General features: G+C 42.8%; 10 protein-coding genes. 5 read left to right on the forward strand and 5 right to left on the reverse strand.

What is annotated here, in order from left to right; translation table 11 throughout:
• Positions 1–131: 131 nt before the first annotated feature.
• Both HQR03_RS05840 and aceE read right to left on the reverse strand, forming a co-directional pair.
• Positions 132–1,901, reverse strand: a complete 1,770-nt coding sequence (locus HQR03_RS05840) for a 2-oxo acid dehydrogenase subunit E2 (protein ID WP_173239504.1) — start codon at positions 1,899–1,901, stop codon at positions 132–134.
• 25 nt (positions 1,902–1,926) lie between these two features.
• A complete protein-coding gene (gene aceE / locus HQR03_RS05845; RefSeq protein WP_173239505.1) occupies positions 1,927–4,740 on the reverse strand; it encodes a pyruvate dehydrogenase (acetyl-transferring), homodimeric type in 2,814 nt (937 codons plus the stop codon).
• Between the two features lie 555 nt (positions 4,741–5,295).
• Here aceE and HQR03_RS05850 point away from each other — a divergent pair.
• From HQR03_RS05850 to HQR03_RS05870, 5 genes are all read left to right on the forward strand, one after another.
• Positions 5,296–6,924, forward strand: coding sequence for a hypothetical protein (locus HQR03_RS05850; protein ID WP_173239506.1), 1,629 nt, complete (start codon positions 5,296–5,298; stop codon positions 6,922–6,924).
• 272 nt (positions 6,925–7,196) lie between these two features.
• Positions 7,197–7,661: a hypothetical protein gene (locus tag HQR03_RS05855; RefSeq protein WP_173239507.1), complete on the forward strand. Its 465-nt coding sequence runs from the start codon at positions 7,197–7,199 to the stop codon at positions 7,659–7,661.
• Between the two features lie 44 nt (positions 7,662–7,705).
• Positions 7,706–9,781 (forward strand): beta strand repeat-containing protein, encoded by a 2,076-nt coding sequence (locus HQR03_RS05860; protein WP_173239508.1) that lies wholly within the window; start codon positions 7,706–7,708, stop codon positions 9,779–9,781.
• A 152-nt stretch (positions 9,782–9,933) separates the two neighbouring features.
• Positions 9,934–15,246 carry an SdrD B-like domain-containing protein gene (locus HQR03_RS05865; protein WP_173239509.1) on the forward strand — a complete coding sequence of 1,771 codons (5,313 nt, stop codon included), beginning with the start codon at positions 9,934–9,936 and terminating at the stop codon, positions 15,244–15,246.
• 102 nt (positions 15,247–15,348) lie between these two features.
• The gene (locus tag HQR03_RS05870; RefSeq protein ID WP_173239510.1) at positions 15,349–16,125 is read left to right on the forward strand and encodes a hypothetical protein; all 777 of its coding nucleotides are present in this window, start codon (positions 15,349–15,351) and stop codon (positions 16,123–16,125) included.
• A gap of 226 nt (positions 16,126–16,351) precedes the next feature.
• On the opposite strand, the gene HQR03_RS05875 is transcribed toward HQR03_RS05870, so the two are convergent.
• The 3 genes from HQR03_RS05875 to HQR03_RS05885 all read right to left on the reverse strand — a co-directional run bounded on the left by HQR03_RS05875 (position 16,352) and on the right by HQR03_RS05885 (position 19,834).
• Positions 16,352–17,044: a TetR/AcrR family transcriptional regulator gene (locus tag HQR03_RS05875; protein WP_173239511.1), complete on the reverse strand. Its 693-nt coding sequence runs from the start codon at positions 17,042–17,044 to the stop codon at positions 16,352–16,354.
• 215 nt (positions 17,045–17,259) lie between these two features.
• Positions 17,260–18,288: an endonuclease/exonuclease/phosphatase family protein gene (locus HQR03_RS05880; RefSeq protein ID WP_173239512.1), complete on the reverse strand. Its 1,029-nt coding sequence runs from the start codon at positions 18,286–18,288 to the stop codon at positions 17,260–17,262.
• Between the two features lie 214 nt (positions 18,289–18,502).
• Positions 18,503–19,834: an SLC5/6 family protein gene (locus HQR03_RS05885; RefSeq protein WP_173239513.1), complete on the reverse strand. Its 1,332-nt coding sequence runs from the start codon at positions 19,832–19,834 to the stop codon at positions 18,503–18,505.
• Between the last annotated feature and the right edge of the window lie 220 nt (positions 19,835–20,054).

Raw genomic sequence — 20,054 nt, forward strand, 5'->3', positions numbered from 1 at the left:
TATAGTCAAAATATCGCCAATAAAAAAGCCAGATTAATCGCTGGTTTTTTTATGCTTAAAATTTAAGCACAAAAAAAGACCATCCGTAGACAGTCTTTTTATTGTTTATACAGGTTAAAAACCAAAAATCTCTACAGTAAAATACGGCGTGGATCAGCAAGCAAGGTCGCAATATATCGGGTGAATACTGCCGCATCTGCACCATTAATCACGCGGTGATCATAAGATAAAGATAATGGCAGCATGAGGCGTGGCTCAAAGCTCTGGCTACTCTCATTCCAACGTGGCTGCATACTGGCTTCAGACACACCCAAGATACCTACTTGTGGCCAATTTACCAATGGTGTAAATGCCGTCCCACCTAAATTACCTTGGCTTGATATGGTAAAGCTTGCGCCTTGTAAATCTTTGGTGCTCAGTTTTTTATCACGGGCTTTGACTGCCAGCTCGCCAATCTCAATCGCGATTTGTTTAAGACCCTTGTCTTGCACATTTTTGATGACAGGTACGATAAGCCCGTCATCAGTTGCCACTGCAATACCCATATTGACGCTTTTGCGTAAGATAATTTGGCTATTGTCATCGCTTAAGTGACTATTGAAGCGAGGATGCTGGGTCAAGGCATAGGCGGTTGCTTTTACCACAAATGCCAAGATAGTAAAGCCGATACCTTCCGCCTTCATACCGCCTTTTAGCTCACCGCGTAGCTTTTCTGTCTCAGTGATATCGGACAAGTCAAACTGTGTCACTTGCGGTAGATAGGTATTGTAATTGAGCTGCGGTATCGAGACTTTTTGTAGACGGCTCAGATCCTGCACTTCTGTCTCGCCCCAGATTTCTGCATTACTCATATCAGGTAAGCTTGGTAGGCTTGCTCTGGACGCAGTGCCACTACTAGCAGGTGCAGCTTGCTTATTGGTCAGGCTTTGCTTCACATGGGCAAATAAGTCTTCTTTTAAGATACGTTCATTAATTGCAGAACCCGTCACTTGACTGATATCTACACCTAGCTGCCTTGCCAACTTACGCACGGCAGGACCAGCATAAACATCGACCAACTTCTCATTCACCTGAGTTTCAGTCAGCTTGTTGTCCGCTGATTGAGTCGGTGTACTGGTTGACGTCTCTTTTACAGATGCTTGCTTTGGCTCAGCCGCCGCCTGCTTTTGGTCATTTGAGCTGGTTTGTTTGTCGGTTTTTGACTCAGTTTTTGATTCATTTGCTGATTTATTGGCACTATCCGCCTCTGAGCCACTACTAATGATGACGATAAAATCTTGACCATTGGCAACCATATCACCAGCTTCGACCAGTATTTTCTCAATTTTCCCTGCTTCTGGTGCCGGTACTTCAACCGATGCCTTATCAGACTCAATCAGCAAAATAGATTGGTCAGCGCTAACCATGTCACCGACACTCACCATGATCTCAGAAACTTGCGCTTCATCCACACCTAAATCAGGCAGTGCATGAGTGGTCGCTTTCCCTGAGCTTGGCGCAGAGTCAGCAGCGCTATCGGAGACAGAAGATGCTTGCTCGTCTGCCTGTGCTTTTTCTTTATCGTCGTTTTCGGCATCTACACTATCCGCACTTGCCGCATTATTTTCAGGAGCTTGCTGATCGTCTGCCTCAGCATCATTGCTCTCATTACCGCTGTCTTCACTATCAGTGCCAGTATCACTATCTAACTCAATCAGTACCATGCCTTCACTGACTTGATCGCCAACTGCAACGCTGATTTTAGTGACTTTACCAGCGGCAGAGCTAGGCACTTCGACTGAGGCTTTGTCAGATTCTAATAAAATAATGTTGTCGTCTTTTTCGATGACGTCGCCAACTTCTACCATAATTTCGCTGACTTCGGCGCTATCAACACCCAAATCGGGGGCTTTAATGTCCATGATTTATCTCCTTGTCTTATGGTTATTATTCTTTGACATCACCATCATTGAGTAAAGTCGCATCGGCTTGATCTTCAGAACGGCCTTCACTACTGATTTCGTCATCCTCTTCCCCAACGAACTCAGGAACAGGATGCGGGTTGACCTTATCAGGCGCTGGCGCATCTGGGAAATGATCATAATGAGGCTGTTGCTGCCATGCAGGTGGATGATCTACATCGATACCGAAGCTAGAAATGGCATCTTTGACCAAGCGCATTTCGACTTCACCTTCATCAGCCAAGCGTTTTAGCGTCGCTACCACAATGTGAGCGGCATCGACGTTAAAGAAGCTGCGCAATTTCTCACGTGAGTCTGAACGACCATAACCATCTGTTCCTAGCGTGGTATAAGGACGACTGTCAGGTAACCAACCACGAATCTGCTCCGAATAGTTACGCATATAGTCCGTCGCTGCCACTACGATACCTTCGTGCTGGGCCAATTGCTCAGTGACCCAAGGCACCTTTTCTTCATCCATTGGATGCAAGCGATTATAATCATCACAAGCCATACCATCACGAGTTAGCTCGTTAAAGCTGGTCACACTCCAGACGTTGGAGGTGATATTAAACTCATCTTTTAGAATCTGTGCTGCTTTTTGCACTTCACGTAAGATAACGCCCGAACCCAAGAGCTGAACCTGACTTGAGCCATTATCTTCTAGCAAATACATACCGCGTTTGATACCTTCTTCCACCCCTTCTGGCATGGCAGGCTGCTCATAGTTTTCGTTCATAAGCGTCAAGTAATAATAGACGCGCTCGCCTTCTGCGTACATGCGGCGCAAGCCATCATGCATGATAACGGCCAGCTCATAACCAAAGCAGGGGTCATAGCTGACGCAGTTTGGTACGACGTTGAACAATATCTGCGAATGACCGTCTTGATGCTGCAAGCCTTCGCCATTCAGTGTCGTACGACCAGCGGTCGCACCCAACAAGAAGCCTTGTGCTTGGCAATCCCCTGCCGCCCAAGCCAAATCGCCCACACGTTGGAAACCAAACATAGAATAATAGATATATAGCGGAATCATCGGTAAGGCGTTGATCGAATAACTGGTCGCGAGCGCAATCCAAGCACTCATCGCCCCAGCTTCGTTGATGCCTTCTTCTAGCATGTGACCGTCTTTGGCTTCTTTATAGCCCATCAATGCTTCGCTATCTTCTGGCGTATAGGTTTGACCGATAGCAGAATAAATACCCAATTGACGGAACATACCTTCTAGACCAAAAGTACGTGCTTCGTCAGGGACAATGGGTACTACTCGATCTTGGATGTCTTTGTTTTTTAGCATGGCTGCCAGCAGGCGTACGAACACCATCGTCGTCGATTGCTCTTTGCCATTACTACCTTTTAATACGCGGTCAAAAATGGACAACTCAGGGATATTTAAGGGGATATGCCCACTGCGGCGATTGGGTAAATGACCGCCCAAGGCTTCGCGGCGTCCTTTTAGATATTTCATCTCTGCTGAGTTTTCTTCTGGACGATAAAACGGTAGCGTCTCTAACTGCTCATCCGTAAACGGCAAATCAAAGCGGTCACGAAAATACATCAAGCCATCTTGATCCAGCTTTTTGATCTGATGCGATTTGTTGACCGCTTGTGCTTGATCTGATAAGCCATAGCCTTTTACAGTTTTGGCTAAAATTACCGTTGGCTGACCCTTGGTTTTCATCGCTTCACTAAAGGCAGCATAGACCTTCACTGGGTCATGCCCACCACGGTTTAGGCGTGCAATATCATCATCAGACAACGACTTGCCGACTTCTTCTAACTCAGGATATTTACCAAAAAACTCCGTGCGCACAAACTCAGGATCGCGGGCTTCATACAGCTGATACTCCCCATCAACCACTTCTTCCATGCGATATTTGAGCGCGCCAGAGTCATCATTGGCTAGCAAGGTATCCCAGTTGCCACCCCAAACGACTTTGATGACTCGCCAACCAGCACCGCGGAACACAGATTCTAACTCTTGAATAATCTTGCCATTACCACGCACTGGCCCATCTAGACGCTGCAAGTTACAGTTGACCACCCAAATGAGGTTATCAAGTTTTTCGCGACCGGCAAGAGAGATAGCCCCTAAGCTTTCTGGCTCATCTGTCTCGCCATCGCCTAAGAAAGTCCAGATTTTACGACCTTCATCTTCGAGCAAGCCGCGATTGATCAGATAGTTATGCACGTGCGCATGGTAGATCGACATGATCGGGCCAAGTCCCATTGATACCGTAGGGAACTGCCAATAGTCTGGCATCAAATAAGGATGCGGATAGCTTGATAAACCTTTGCCACCGACTTCACGACGGAAGTTCTCAAGCTGATCCTCTGTCAAGCGACCTTCTAAAAATGAGCGAGCATAAATACCGGGTGCAGAGTGACCTTGGTAGTAGATCATATCACCACCGAAGTGATCGCTTGCTGCCCGAAAAAAATGGTTAAAGCCAGTCTCATATAGCGTGGCACTAGAGGCAAATGTCGCTAAGTGACCACCCAAGTCGTCGTCATTCTTATTAGCGCGCATGACCATTGCCAAAGCATTGTAGCGAATCAAGGCGCGAATTTTACGCTCCATACCCAAGTCACCTGGGTACATTGGCTCGTCTTCGACGGCAATACTATTGATATAAGCCGTATCTAGTCGATTGAATGGCAGTCCTTCTTGTACCGCCATATTGTATAACGCTTTTAGCAAAAATTGAGCGCGATCCTTGTCCGCATGTTTGATGACAGACTCAAAGGCGTCCAGCCACTCTTGGGTTTCGGTGCTATCAGCATCCTTATAATAATTCATTCTTGTTAATCCTTTTATATCAGTCATACCTACCTAATGGCAGGGCTTCATTGAAAAATGCATGATGAGAGATTGGTTTACTTATGACATCCTTGCTACGTCCAAGCATTCCATTGTTTTGTGCGATGATATACTGCTCGATTATAAAAATAGTATTACTTTTATCAACGAATGCGTTAAATCAACACATCCGCTAAGTCGTTATAATGCTATGACTATCTATTCAATCATTAATTACTATGACATTCCATTATAAGCGTTTACGCGCTAGTTGTTTATGGCTGTAGAGAAATGAAGAAATCGCAAGTATTTTCTAAATAAATAATGATTAGTTTTTTTAAAAATGACAATAGTAATAACTTGACTCTTCACGTGAGAGATGGTTGTTTTTAACTAAATGATTAGCTTATGCTCTCTGTCATATTAAATCGACCATTGGTAACTTTATACTGGATTTATGACAAATTGCTTATTAGTATCCCATACTAGTATATTTGTATAAATATGGTTAACCATCATATTAATTGAGCAACCTTGATTCTTAGGAATAGTGACATGTATAAAGCTAAAACATCCTCGAATATAACGAACGCTTTTTCTTTTAGTAAGTATCAATCTCAAATACTGAATTTTATAGGCTTTATCATATTGTCACTGATAAGCACCTCATCGTTTGCATTTTTAGCAAACCCGGGAGCTAATTGCACGGGAATTACAGGCGCTTCTCAAGGCAGTTTAACTAGTGCAGATTATACTAAAATCTTATCTTCGTTAGATAGTTTTGTTGATGTGGAAGGTAATGCAGCGGGCAGCATTCCCTTACAAGTAAAAATGTCTATAGTAGAATCTAGTGCGAACACAGTAGCTAGAACACTGAGGTCTTCCACAATATCTGACAAAACTATTATTAATGTAACTCGTGATTTCCCAAATGCAGCAGCATCTACCGACATCACTTTTGAGTTTCGTAATAGCATTACTCTACAACCGATTTTTCTTCGTAATGTTGCATTGAGTGCTTTTGATATAGATTATTCAAATACTTATAATACTAGGTTTTATGATTTGATTAGATTTACTGGTATCAATTCAGCTAAGGCAACAATACCTAGCGTACAACAAACTGTAGAAGAATCTTTCCTTAATACTAATCAAGAAAGTCTATTTACACGTATTGACTTCAACTGTCCTGCCAACAGTTTAGATAAGAGATGTCAAGGATCTGTACAATTTCCTGAACCAGTAAGATCTGTGACGATGACTTATACTAATACTGGTTTTAGTAGCACAACAACTACTTCTCTTCAAGAAATAGATTTCAGTATAGATAATTACTGCTACGTTCCACAATACATTTTTTCTGGTACGGTATTTGATGATAACGGTGGTATCCCTGCAGGTAGTGCTGATAAAGATAACGCTGATATAATGACCCCTAGTAGTGTTTATGCCAATAGATCTAACTACTTCAATGGTCTCTTTAATCCGTCACAAGAGCTGGGTATTAGTGGCAGTACGGTCAGACTAGTGAATTGTGCAAAAACTAATACTACTTACGCACAATCAGTTATAGGTAGTGGTGCGACTATCGGTCAGTATCAGTTCAGTGTGCCCATCTCTACCTTCGACGGTATTACCAACCTATGTATAGTAGAAGAGCGTGCTCCTACTATTTTTCCTTTTTATCCTATTCGAACTACGACTGATAATCTTAATACTGGATTTGCAGCCACAAAATATAACTATCCTAATAACAACTTTGGTAGAGTCATCCCTGCTAATGCGGCTTTGGTACTTGAAAAAGAACAAGCACCAAATAATTGCAATATTACTTCGCTAACAGACTCTTCGCTTAAATACAGTAAATCCCCATTATCGAGTTCAGGTGACAACCCTGATATACGTCCAGGTCAGTGTATTGCTTACAGAATAACCGCTACCAATCGTGCCAACATGCCCATTGATAATTTTATTATGCAAGACGCTCTACAAAAAAAAGATGCGAATAATGCGACTGTGACCTCAGTCTTAACCAGTCCTGCCCGTGAAGCAAATGTGTTTAATGATGGTCTGAGTAACGGACAAAATGGGACAATCAAAACCATATCCCAAACGTTGCCAAAGAGAGACAAACGCTTATTTTATTTCAACACCAAATACGGTAGTACTGTGAATGCTCAGTAGCTAATTTCTCTTGTAATTTTAGTAGCTTAATGCAATCAACATCTTAATACAAAAAGCCCTATCTCCTCAGATGGGGCTTTTACCGTTCGGTAACCTCGAAATACAATTTGTCGTCTTTATGGTGACTCTTTGTCTATTAATTGTAAAAATACCTTAAAGACAGCTTCATACCTCTATCAGTAATGCCTATTCATAACAAACAGCAAAAAAGTGAACTGGATTTAGTCAAATTAATAGCGCACTGATAATAATGATTACAGCAAGGACATAAAATGAAATTTTTAAATACTTTACGTGCCACCCTGTTTATTACCACAATTTCTTTAGGCTTACTAAACACAGCATATGCTGAAGAAGCATTAAAAATGGAGTTAACTGCTAATAAAGCCGTCAAAAATGCAGATGGCAAGATCAGTTATGTAGCAGCCAGCACTGCTCCAACAGGCACTATTATTCAGTACAAAGCGACTTATACCAATACCATTGATCAAAACATAAATGATATCGCAGTTACTTTACCTATTCCTGCAAACATGACGTTCAACGGCGAGGTTTCACCTGCTAGCGCACAAGCCAGTACTGATGGCAAGAACTATGCTGACATGCCTCTGATGCGCAAAGTGGATGGCAAGGTAGTAAAAGTACCATTTTCTGAATACCGGAGCCTTCGTTGGAATATCAAACTATTACCAGCCAAAAAGTCTGCCACCGTATCCCTCAATACGATAGTCAACTAGTCCCTACCTGATATTTTTATCAAACCCCCTTGGAGATTTACCGCATGAAATCTAATTTATTCAAATACTCAGTGTTGACTGTCGGTGTCGTTGCCGCTATGGGCGTGGCTCATGCTGCTCAACAACCTACTGGTGGTACTAGTAATGGCTCTTTCAGTGTAGCTAACCAAGCGTCAGCGTCTTATACCATTGCTGGTAATGAGAATGCTCCACAGTTAGCGACTTCAAACATCGTCACCATTTCAGTTAGTGAGCAAAGTTCATTTACCTTACTTACAGATAACGTAAATCAGACAATTAACCCTAAAGCGAACTCAACCGTTAATTTTACGCATACTCTTACTAACAGTGGTAACGTCGATGATACTTACACTTTAAGACTTACTAATGCTACTAGCGGAGATGATTTTGACTACAGCGGCTATAGCGTTACTTACTTATTAAATAACACTGGTACAGCTATCACTGTTCCTATTACTAATGGCGTGGGTACTATCTCTCTACCAGCCAAATCGGCTGCTAATATCACTATCGTAGCGACTGCTAATACAGCACGTAATATCGATAAAAACGGTATCCTAACCGTCAGTGCCGAAAGTACTTATTTAAAGGGCAAAAACGCAGGAACGCCCTCTGCTTATACAGCGTCTAATGTGGATAATGCAAAAACGGTTGCCCCTCTTTATGCCATTACAAAATCCGCAACGACAAATCTCGGTACTAAAAACCTAGATCTTAATAATCTTAATGCCTTCGTTGATTACACTATTACAATCAAAAACGAAGGTAACCTTGATGGTAAGGCAATCAGTATCTCAGATGATCTACCATCAGGTTTAGTAGCAATAGCGTCGACAGAAGCTAACTATACAGCTCCTACTGTTACTGCATCTAATGGTAGTACAGCAGGTACAGCCAAACTATCAGCTGCTAACAAAACAATAACTGTAGATAGTCAAAACATCAAAGTCGGCGAAACCATCACCGTCACTTTCCGTGCTAAAAAAGCTGCTAATGCTACCTCAGCAAGTAGCTTTGTAAACTATGCCGTAGTCAAAGACGACACTGCTAACGATAATAATGCGACTACTCCTGACATTACTGATAGATCTGATGATGGGACTGAAACTACCTACGAAAATAAAGTTACAGGTGCTTATCTAGGTAAAGATGACAATACTAAAGCGACGGTCACGACAACTAACCAGACTCGTGCGATTGCTATCACGACAGGTGCGAATAAAGAAGTCGCGTTAAACACTAGTGGTGCTGCTGTCGGAAATACTTATAGCTATACTATTACCAACAATGGTACTGACGTTACAGAAGCAGCCACTGCAGGTTCAGTATTATTCTCTGTAAATCCAACCGCTACTGGTACTGCTGGCGTTACTAATAACCCTAACATTGAGATTGCTCGGGTATTCGTAGATGCTAACGGCGATGGTATCTTTACTGCAGGTGAGACTGTTTTGACCGGTACTCAGATTGGTACGACAGGAGAGTATACCTATGATCTAAACGCTGCAAAAACCACTGGTTTTGCTCCTGGTGCGGCTAACGCTATTAAAATCGGTGTAGAAGTGGTGACTACTGGTTCTAATAGTAATGCTGGTGGCGTAGGTACTAGTGACATAGGTAAATATGAAACTATGACGTTGACTATCGTACCAAAAACTGAGGTCAATGGTACTGCTATTCCTACTAGCACTACTGAGAACCCATTGTCTACAACTTCTAAAACGACGATGCAAGGTATCAATCTTGTCAAATATCAAATAGCGGCAGATTGTACTACTGCCATACCTGCTAATAATGCGACTGACTGGTCGACAGCTACTGCTACCGCTACGGCTGGTCAGTGTATCTTCTATAAGATAGAGGCTGTAAATACTTTTACTACAACTGAAATCAGCACTGTAGCCATTACCGATACAATTAGTACTAAGGCGGTCTACCAAACCAACTTCGTTGCCTCACCAACGACGGGTACTAATGGTACTAGTACTAATGCTACTACCGGCGTTACTACTGTTCGAGGTAATTTTGCGACTTTAGCATCAGGTGCTACTGCAACCGTTAGATTCTCTGTGAAGCCTTCACAGTCAGGTACTAATTAATCACCTATTATTAGATATTCTATTGTCTTAAAGTCTATAAGCTTCATAAGACGCTTATAGACCCCTCTAGCTTGGGAATACATTTTTTATATTACACAAGCTAGAGGTTCAATTTTTTATTTCACATTGATGTTTTATTGGATAAGCGACTTATGACCCGATCTACAATGACACCGTCTAATCGTACCGCATTGTGCACAGCAAAGATTTCTGCGCTGTCAGTGGCAATGTTGCTTATGCAATCAAATATGGCGTTTGCCGCAGTCAATCCACTTGTGCAAATCATTGATAATTTAGCAAACGTCGATTATGACGTAGAAGCTGTTAAGCAGCATGGCACTTCAAACCAAGTACAAGTAAAAGTCTCTGCCCTTCCTGAATATGGTATTGGCTTAACTAAACAGCCTGTACAGACAGTCATGCCTAACGCTTTAGTTAGTTGGGTCAATGTTCTAAGCAATACCAGCTATAGTAATCAAACGGTTGAGTTGACGCTAGATGTAGCACCAACGCTATCTAACATCAAAATCTATCAAGATTTGAATAAAAATGGCATCATTGATGGCTCTGACAGCGAAGTTATCTTTAATAACTTAAGTGCTCAAATCAAGCTTGGCTATAGCGAAAGCATCCAACTTATCGTACAAGCTTTGTCAGATCCTAACGGCAAAACTGACGATACTGCCGAGATTCAACTTGGTGCGATTGTCCTAGAAGACCCTTCTATAACGGCTATTGTTACTGACAAACTCGTTATCGTTGAGCCTGAGATCAATTTCACCACACCTAAATTCGATGATAATAAAACCACCTCTCAAATCGATGAAAATGTCTATATCGATGCCAACTACGCGCAATGTAATGTTCAGCTAGATAAGCCCGATCAAGTATGGGTGACGATTACTTCTTTATTGACCGGTGATAAGTACTCTCTAAAAGGCATTGAAACTGGTAACAGCACAGGCAAATATCAGCTATCAGCGCCAACCCAAAGTAACGCCAACCCTATTGATGACAAGATCATCCAAACGTTGGCAAATGACACGTTGACTGCTAGCCTAGATGCTTGTATCGCGCCTTCTGTCGGTACTGCCGCTGAGCAACTGCCAAGCGAAGGTGACTTCACAGTAAGTATCGACGACTTAGAGACACAAATCAATATCGTTGATGACAACCCAAGCTTAGTCGTGACCAAAGAAAGTAACGTTAAAACAGCTGATCTTGGTGATTATGTTAGCTATACCATTAATATTACCAACAGCGGCAACTCCACCGCTTATGACGTACAACTAAAAGACGCCCTACCACGTGGTTTTGACTACGTCGATGGTAGTGTACGTGTTGGTAAAACTGCAGATATCGATATCAATCAGACACAAACTACAGAGTTTAAGGCTGAGGGTAAATATCAGGTTTTAAATTTAGGTAACATGGCGGTTGGCGAAAGTAAAAAAATGACTTATCGCGTGCTAGTAGGTGCTTCAGCATTAGGTGGTGACGGTATCAACCGTGCAACTGCCGTTGCGAGCAATGAACAAGGTCAAAGCTTAATATCTAGAGAAGCACAGTGGAAAATTGAGGTTGAGCGCGGCGTCATGAATACCGATGGCATCATCGTCGGTAAGGTATACCACGATATCAACCGTGATGGCATCCAACAAAAAGATGATGGCGAGCTGGGTGTTGCTGGCGTGCGCATCTATATGGAAAACGGTAACTTTATCGTTACTGACCCTGAAGGTAAGTATAACTTTTATGGCATTAGCGCCAAAACTCACGTATTAAAAGTTGACCGCACGACCATTCCTAACGCGACCGAAATGGTTATCCAAAGCAACCGTAACGCGGGTGATGCTGGCAGTCGTTTTGTTGACCTAAAGTATGGTGAGCTACATCGTGCTGATTTCGCTATTGTCGGCGGTATGGGCGATAGCACTGAGCGCTTGAACGCAGAGCTGGTTGCTCGTAGCAAATCAGTGAGCGCTAAGAATGATACGCTTGAACAAGCGGTTAAATCTGAGCTGACCTTAGAGCCTGACTACAATCGTGACTACAATGATAATGTAGATGCCAACGGCTGTAACATCAATGGGGATTTAGATCTGGGTAGTAACTGTGATTCGGCTATCGTCAATGAGATGGTCAATCTAGCCACTAACGTGAATATGGAAGTGACTACTATTGCGCCTCCTGTTGAAAAAGTGCTAGAAGAATATCTAAAAGAAGTCGCTAATAATAATGTGACCTTTATTAACATGAGCTCAGGTCAACAGCTCAATTCTTATAAACAATTGGTACAAGTACAAGCGCCACTGGGTAGCAATTTCACGCTATACGCCAATGGCACAGCCGTGTCAGAAGAGAAAATTGGTAAAACAGCGAAGCAAGAAAAGCAAAATGTGACGGCGTTTGATTATTATGGCGTTGAGCTTAAACGTGGTCGTAACATCCTACATGCTGTAGCGACTGATATTAATGGAAAAATCATCTCTGAGCAGACGCTCGATGTCTTTACACCAGACAAACTCCAATCTATAGACTATCGCACTCAAGCGCAGTTGGTTGCCGCAGATGGTGTTAGCGACTATCAAGTGGTTATCAGCTTAAAGGATCGGGATGGTCGTCCTTATATCGCCTCAACACCAATCACTATCGATACCAATATTGGTCGTATTAATCTCAGCGACACCAGCAAAGATCAAGCCGGCACTCAAGTTATCGTCTCTGGTGGCGAGTTATTGATACCTGTTACTGCCCCAAGTGCGCCAGGCAAAGGTGAACTAGTCATTGATACTGGTAGCAGCAAGCAATTAGTTCCGCTACAGTTCACCGCTAAACTACGTCCATTGATTGCTGTGGGTATTGTCGAAGGGGCTATATCGCTTAAAGACTTTGATGGCAGCAATATTACCGATGCTCAAGGGGCTTTTGAGCAAGAATTGAATGAGATTGCTGGCGGTGACGATTATTCAGCCACTGGTCGTGCTGCGATGTTCCTCAAAGGAAAAGTACGCGGCGACTATCTGCTTACGCTTGCGTATGATAGTGATAAAAAAGGCGAGCGTTTGTTCCGTGATATCGATCCGGGCGAATACTATCCTGTCTATGGCGATTCATCAGCCAAAGGCTTCGATGCGCAGTCTACTAGCAAGCTTTACGTGCGCCTTGATAAAGGTCGCTCGTTCGCTATGTATGGTGATTTAAAAACGCAAATTGATAACGATGAAGGTATCAAGCTTGGTCAATACAACCGTACATTAACTGGTCTAAAAGCTCAATTTGAAGATAGCAACACTCGTGTTACTGCCTTTTTAGCAGAGACCAGTACTAGCCAACGTGTAAATGAGACTCGCGGTTTGGGCATTTCAGGCCCATATCCATTGGCTGAGAACTTCGATGCGGTATTAGAAAACTCTGAAACGGTTGAAGTTATTACTCGTGACGCTAACAACCCTGGGCTTATTATCAATCGTGAGACGCTTACTCGCTTTGCTGACTATGAGATTGACCCTATCAGCCGTAGCTTATTCTTGACGGCACCGATTGCTAGTCAAGATATCGAAGGCAACCCTATCTATATCCGTGTCACTGTAGAAGTTGATGAAGGTGGTGAAGATTATTTGGTCGGTGGTATTGCAGCCAAGCAACAACTGACTGCTAAAGTCGCTGTCGGTGGCAGCTATGTCAATAGTGATGACCCACTAAATAAAGAAGAGCTCGCGAGTGTTAACAGCGTTATCAAGTTCAACGATAAGCTAAAACTGGTCGCAGAATACGCCAGAAACAAAGCAGAAAATCCAAACTTTCAACCAAGTAACCAGATTAATGCGGATCTCTTAGAAGGCCGCGATGCCAAAGGTGATGCGCTACGTATAGAATTAGATTACGACAATAAATTAAGCACCCGTGCCAAAGCTTATTATAATGATGCTGAAGAAGGTTTTGTCACTGGCGCATCGCCGCTAACTGCGGGTCGTACTGAATCTGGCGTAGAAGTCACTCACACTCTGAATGATAAAAAGACAGCGCTTAAACTTGAAGGCGTACGTACAGAAGATCATACAACAGAGGCCAGTCGCGAAGGTGTAGAAGCAAGCATTGAGCAGCGTCTCAGTCAAAATATCGTTGGTGAAATTGGGGTGCGCTACTACAAACAAGATGCGACCGCCGCCTCACGCAATACCCAAGCAGCCACTGATGTGCTAGATGTTACTGATGATACAATATTCAATGATGACATCATTAATCAATCAGCGCTTAATGGCGTCAGTAACGCTGACAAAGACATCGAAGGCACCACTGCCCGCGCCCGTCTGACAGCGCGTTTGCCAAAACTAAATAACTCTTTGGTATTTGCCGAATATGAGCAAGATATTGACAATAGCGAGCGTAATGCAACCTCTATCGGTGGCGAGACACCACTAGGTAGCTTAGGTCGCTTATATGCGCGTCATGACTTAATTAATAGCTTATCAGGTAGCTACGGTTTAGATGATACCGAAGAACGTCAGCGTACCGTCGTAGGCTTCGATGCTACTTATATGAAAGACGGTAAAGTTTACAGCGAATACCGTATGCGTGATGCGATCAGTGCCCGCGAAGCAGAAGCCGCTATCGGTCTAAAAAACAAATGGTATGTGCAAGAAGGTCTGACCTTAAGCACACTATTTGAGCGTGTCGAGTCTCTAGAAGGTGATGAAGACAGTACCGCAACTGCAGCGGGCGTCGGTGTTGAATACCTAGCCAAAGAAAACTACAAAGCTTCAGGGCGTCTAGAAAAACGCTGGGGCGACACCAGTGATACCCTACTCGGTAGCGCTGGCATTGCTTATCGTTACACCGATGACATTACTCTATTAGCAAAAGATATCTACTCGCAAGTGGATTATGACGATGGTCATCGCACTATCAATCGTTTCCAGCTTGGTGCCGCTTACCGTGATTATGATAGCAATCAGCTCGATATGCTTGCCAAGCTTGAGTACCGTTTAGATGATAACGCTACCGGTAACGATCCCTATCAAAAAGATGCGATTGTCTGGTCATGGAGCGGCAACTATCATCCGACGCGCCCATTAACGTTATCAGGTCGCTATGCGGGTAAATATACAGAATATGATGCTGATAATATCGTAAGCGATAACACGGCTCACGCGGTCTATGCACGCGGCTTATATGACATTAGCGAGCGTTGGGATATTGGTCTACAAGCAGGTACTTACTGGAATAAACAAGCGGATGACTTGGCTTATCTGGTTGGTGCAGAAGTTGGCTACAGCCCGATGACCAACCTGTGGTTATCACTCGGCTACAACTTTATGGGCTTTGAAGATGAAGACATCGCTTATGATGACAGCACGCAAGAAGGCGCTTATTTTAGACTACGCTTCAAATTTGATGAAGATTTATTCAAACGTGAAGATCCACGCAAAAATAAACGTTTAACCAGCGATTCTACGTTATAATTTGCTCGCCGATTTACAGTCCTTTATCGATTAAGGGCTTATAAAGTCAGTGCTAATAAAAACCAATATCCACACTCATTACCTTAATACAAGGTTCGCATTATGTTGTACTCTGCGATCAAAGCTGTAACCAATAAACAGCCTATCTATACTACGCTCGCAGCAGTCTTGCTCCTGACGACTGCTTCATCAGCGCTGGCAGTAGCCAACGAGGCTCCAGCTATTACTGTACAAGCTTCTAACTATTGCCATAGTGACTTGCAGACACAACCCTCTGCTTATAAATACCAAAGTACGCAGCAACGAGCGCTGAGTTGCCTGTTGACGCAACTACAAGCTTATCAGCAAAAAGACATGACAGCGCAGCAGCAGTATCTAGCGTATAAAGCGCAAGCGTGGATTAACTATGCTATTCATCAAGACAGTATTAATAGCCGCTCACCGGCTGGTACATACGCAGCGCAGTCGGCAGAGACGATATTGCAAGCGCTAAAAAATGATACCGCACAAGACATAAGCCTATATCAGGATATCCCGTCTGACTCTGCTTTGATGCGTCCTGATCTTTGGGCAACTTTGAGTGCTTTAAAAGACAGCGACGGTATTGGTACTGCGCCACGTGAAATGGCATTTAGTGAAGTGGCTTTAATATGGGCGGCGACCAATCAATGTGAGCGTGGTTCAAGAGAGTCAGGCAGTCACTTCCGCATGGCAGATCGTTGGCTAGAGCAAGCGCGTGAGGCCTATGTGAACGCCCATGATTCGCAAGCTAACGTCGCCTTAGAGAATCTGATCGTGCGTTATTACAAGCAATATGCCCCTTTGGATCCGAGTGAGGATGTTTGCCAAGGGCAAAAACTGTTTTCTATCGCTCAATAACCTATCAATCGCAAAAATGAGCAAGGTGTTTTTGGCACCAAATGTCGCTCATCTTAGATATTTTCTGACAGCTACTTGTCAATATTTTCGTTATTATTGAACCTAGGCAAACAAAAGGCCGTTACAAAAATAGAAATTAAAAAAGCCGACTCATAAATAGTCGGCTTTTTTGTATTAAAATTTCAGTTAACTTTTATAATATCATCCACGTTTAGCACAAAATAAATTAGCGGTTTTTACGTGGTAGCTTTTCTGGTAAATAACAGCGCAGATAAGCAATTGACGCAGTATTTGCTTCTTGCAGATACTTCTCTGTAATGCTCTCATGACGGCGGTAAGAAACCGTAAAGATAGCGTTAATAATACTATAGGTGACCAAAAGCACATCTTGAATGTCTTCAAATTTTGGCACTTCATAGCGCTCTGCCAGACGCTTGTATACCAGCTCAACCACTTGATGATCCATATCTTCACCGAAACTATCACCTTCAAAATCAGGTGTGTTCGTACCATAGATCAATTTTGCTTTGGTCTCATCTTCATGGAAGATATGCACGCAGCGATCGATAAGCGCCGTTAAATATCCCTGCCATCTGTCGTAATCAACTATTTCGACGGTTGTCAAAATCTCTAAAATCTCGATAGCATTCAAAAAGCGCAACGCTAAAAATATCGCTTCGATATTAGGAAAGAAGTGATAAGCAGATGCTCTTGGAATGCCAGCTTCTTCGCAAACAGCAGCCAAGGTAATATCATTGATAGACTGGGTTTCACTCAGTTTTTTGGCACCCATCAGTAGCTTTTGACGGCGGGCGCGACCTTGCTGACTGGTAAATTTAAATTTATTAGGTACTAGCTTCTTTGCCAGTTCAGAATCTACCAGTACATCTTCAATTTTGTCGTCTCTATTTTCACTCATTGTAAGTCTCTTAATGTTGTGCCCTATCTTTATAAATATGGTCTTCATTGGACAGTATTCATTCTAAATTTAAGAACGACTGTTTATTAGTTGGTAATACGGGCTAATATTACCGCTCTATGCTCAATGAGGAGGCATCATAAACGCTTGTACACTATCAAGCAAGGGACATGCATGGGTTAAAAAATAATGTATCGATTAACAGTATATTAGGGTTAATCATGAAGTTTTATTTTCGCCCTTATAATACCATGATCGATGACTCTATCGGCATAATCCCACTTTAAATGGTCATTAAAATAGTCAACTCGCTCAACCTGACCAAGTGCAAACCTGCTATCAGGCAAAAATTCTTCTGAAACGAACAGCTGATCAATTACTTCTGGCATACCCTGATAGATGTGGGTATATGCCACATCTTTCATCCAACCATAACGCGCTTGGATACGAGCGGCGTCAAATAAGGCAACATCACGCATGCTTTTATCGTAGTTGACTTCGCCAGTCTCCGTCATCAATTGCGTGGTCACACTACCAGTGACGTCATTCATATCACCAAGTAAAATTAAGGGCTCGCGAGTATGCTTTAAACGTTCAATGATAAACATACGAATGGATGCCGCTTCTGCCGCCCGCATGCACAAGCTACGAAGCTTGGCACGAATGCGAATATTGGGGTCATCCATATCTTCTAACAAATTGCCGGCTTCATCTCGTAAGAAAAAAGCGCGCTTACTTTTAAGGTGAGCTGTAACAATAGTAATGGGCTGCCCGAATGCATCTACTCGCAATACCAAGGGTGGACGGTTAAAACGCTCATAAGGACCAATATCAGGAATATCAATCACTGCTTTTGGCGCTACTTGTTCTAACAAAGTGGTTTCTAACTGCTCAAAGCGACTAATAATCCCTACAGCTGGTGTGTTTTGTGCACCTCTGCCCTGCGTGTAAGCGCTCGCACTATCGTTGCTTGCTAGCGGAATAACCACATGTTCGGGCTTAAATCCTAACGATACTGCCAATGCCTCTAGCGCCTCGCTGTCCCATACTTCTTGTACGGCAATAATGTCGGCATGGGCTTTTGCTAATAAGTCGCTGATGCCACGCAATTTACTTTCATACTCTTTATTACTGTACGGCTCAGCATTTTCATAATACATGCGATTAGGATTGGCAAAATTTAGCAAATTGGCAGTAGCGATATAAAACTGTTTATCGCTACCTTTATTGGCAGAGTAACTCATAAAACTCCTAGTGCTATTTGGATAGTATGCATTATTATGAATAAACAACGCAAGCTGTTCATAATAATAGACCGCCTCCACTAAATCTGTAGTGTTTCGTATTGTTTTATCCTACTATTTCATAGCTAGAAAAACTGGGTTCATTGATAATGTAGAGAACGCTTGCTCTATTAACGCGCACTCTATCAAAGCCCTTGTACTAAATATTGGTTGATCATACTCGTTTATGAGCCAGTACAAAGGCGGCGCTGCCAATCATAGAAGCGATGACACACAATACTAACAGCTGCACGTATTTGTGCTCTGCGCCAAACACTGGCGCCATCACTGCAATATAGCCACCGTTTTCTAACATATAAATAATACCTGCCATGAGCGCTGATACAAAGCTGACTACAATGGCCCAAGGTTTGACTTCCCAACTTGACCAAATGCTAAAAAATACGACAGGTGCTAAAAACAGGGAAGCGGTACCACTAATAGCGACCGCATCGAATAGGTCTTTGCTGCCAGTTGCAATGAAGGCCAAGCCTGCCAGCAAAAACCCTAGCATAATCAGCCTGCCATTTTTTACAGTTGGTTTGACAAGTTTCATATCAATGGCTATCAATTTTGCGGCACTGGCGTAGGTAGAATCTAAGGTCGATATCGCTGAAATAATCAGCGCGAAGCTAAACAACATCATTACCGCTGGTGAAAATAGAGTGTTCAGCGTTTGCGTCACTTCAGTGGCCCCGCCCGCGTTGTTCAGCTGTGCAAACACACCTAGCAAACCAAATAACAAGATGCAAGCCATCGAAATAGGCGCGGCATAGTAAAATGACTTTTTAGTAGTCGCTCTATCTGCTAAAAATCCTCGGTCAGTCATGACAGGATCATGAGCGGGATAGCTCCATATTTGGATAAATGCAACTATCATTAATATCCATCCCTTGTTGTCAGCGGAATTGGAGGAGCTAATGATGGCATTAAAAGAAAACAAGGGATGTGCAAACATGGCAACCGCTAAAACAATAATGGCGAAGATCGTAAATAGCGCTTGAGCCACATCTGTCTTCAGCGCAGTGTGTAGCCCACCAATTGAAGAATAAATTAAGGTAGCGACCGCTATAATCAGTATTAAATAATTCTCATTAAAGCCCACGAACAAGGTTGTGATAAACCCAAACACCAGTAAGTTGCTAAATACCTCGCTCACTAATCGAAAACCAATCACTGCATTATAAAGATGCTCACCAGTTGCCCCAAACTTGACTTGCATGAACGTCTGTATGTTATTAAAACCATGTTTGAATCGTAAGCTATCAACAATATGTGCGCCAGTGATAAAACTAAAATAGTACATCCCATAAGCCAAAGTACCAGCGATACCGTAGAAAAAACCTAAAACGGCCGCATTCATGAGCGACCGTGCAAATATCCAAGTAGTAACCTGAGACAATATCAATGTCCAAAGACTGGGTGGCTGACCTTGTAAAGACTTGCCTTGATAAAATCTGGCGATATCAGGGGCAAGTTCATACGTTTCAGAAGAAGAGTCAGTCATGGTCGCTCTATGGGTTATTGAGACATCGTTAAGATTACCACAACTATCAAAGGTGCAACATGTAAAAAAGCCTCTAGAGCATACTCTAGAAGCTTTTATATAACTGCAATTATCAAGGGTAAGAACTCGGCTATAAAAATACTGTATCGTTAATCAGTCATACTATCGATGATACTGACTAAGCTATCAATACAAATGATGGTACTGATTAAGATGCCGA

It is taken from the genome of Psychrobacter okhotskensis (assembly GCF_013248965.1).
GTDB lineage: Bacteria > Pseudomonadota > Gammaproteobacteria > Pseudomonadales > Moraxellaceae > Psychrobacter > Psychrobacter okhotskensis.

Excerpts from the sequence above, each read along its gene's own strand:
- HQR03_RS05840 (WP_173239504.1), bottom strand. The coding sequence starts at position 1,901 with ATGGACATTAAAGCCCCCGATTTGGGTGTTGATAGCGCCGAAGTCAGC.
- aceE (WP_173239505.1), bottom strand. The coding sequence starts at position 4,740 with ATGAATTATTATAAGGATGCTGATAGCACCGAAACCCAAGAGTGGCTG.
- HQR03_RS05850 (WP_173239506.1), top strand. The coding sequence starts at position 5,296 with ATGTATAAAGCTAAAACATCCTCGAATATAACGAACGCTTTTTCTTTT.
- HQR03_RS05855 (WP_173239507.1), top strand. The coding sequence starts at position 7,197 with ATGAAATTTTTAAATACTTTACGTGCCACCCTGTTTATTACCACAATT.
- HQR03_RS05860 (WP_173239508.1), top strand. The coding sequence starts at position 7,706 with ATGAAATCTAATTTATTCAAATACTCAGTGTTGACTGTCGGTGTCGTT.
- HQR03_RS05865 (WP_173239509.1), top strand. The coding sequence starts at position 9,934 with ATGACCCGATCTACAATGACACCGTCTAATCGTACCGCATTGTGCACA.
- HQR03_RS05870 (WP_173239510.1), top strand. The coding sequence starts at position 15,349 with ATGTTGTACTCTGCGATCAAAGCTGTAACCAATAAACAGCCTATCTAT.
- HQR03_RS05875 (WP_173239511.1), bottom strand. The coding sequence starts at position 17,044 with ATGAGTGAAAATAGAGACGACAAAATTGAAGATGTACTGGTAGATTCT.
- HQR03_RS05880 (WP_173239512.1), bottom strand. The coding sequence starts at position 18,288 with ATGAGTTACTCTGCCAATAAAGGTAGCGATAAACAGTTTTATATCGCT.
- HQR03_RS05885 (WP_173239513.1), bottom strand. The coding sequence starts at position 19,834 with ATGACTGACTCTTCTTCTGAAACGTATGAACTTGCCCCTGATATCGCC.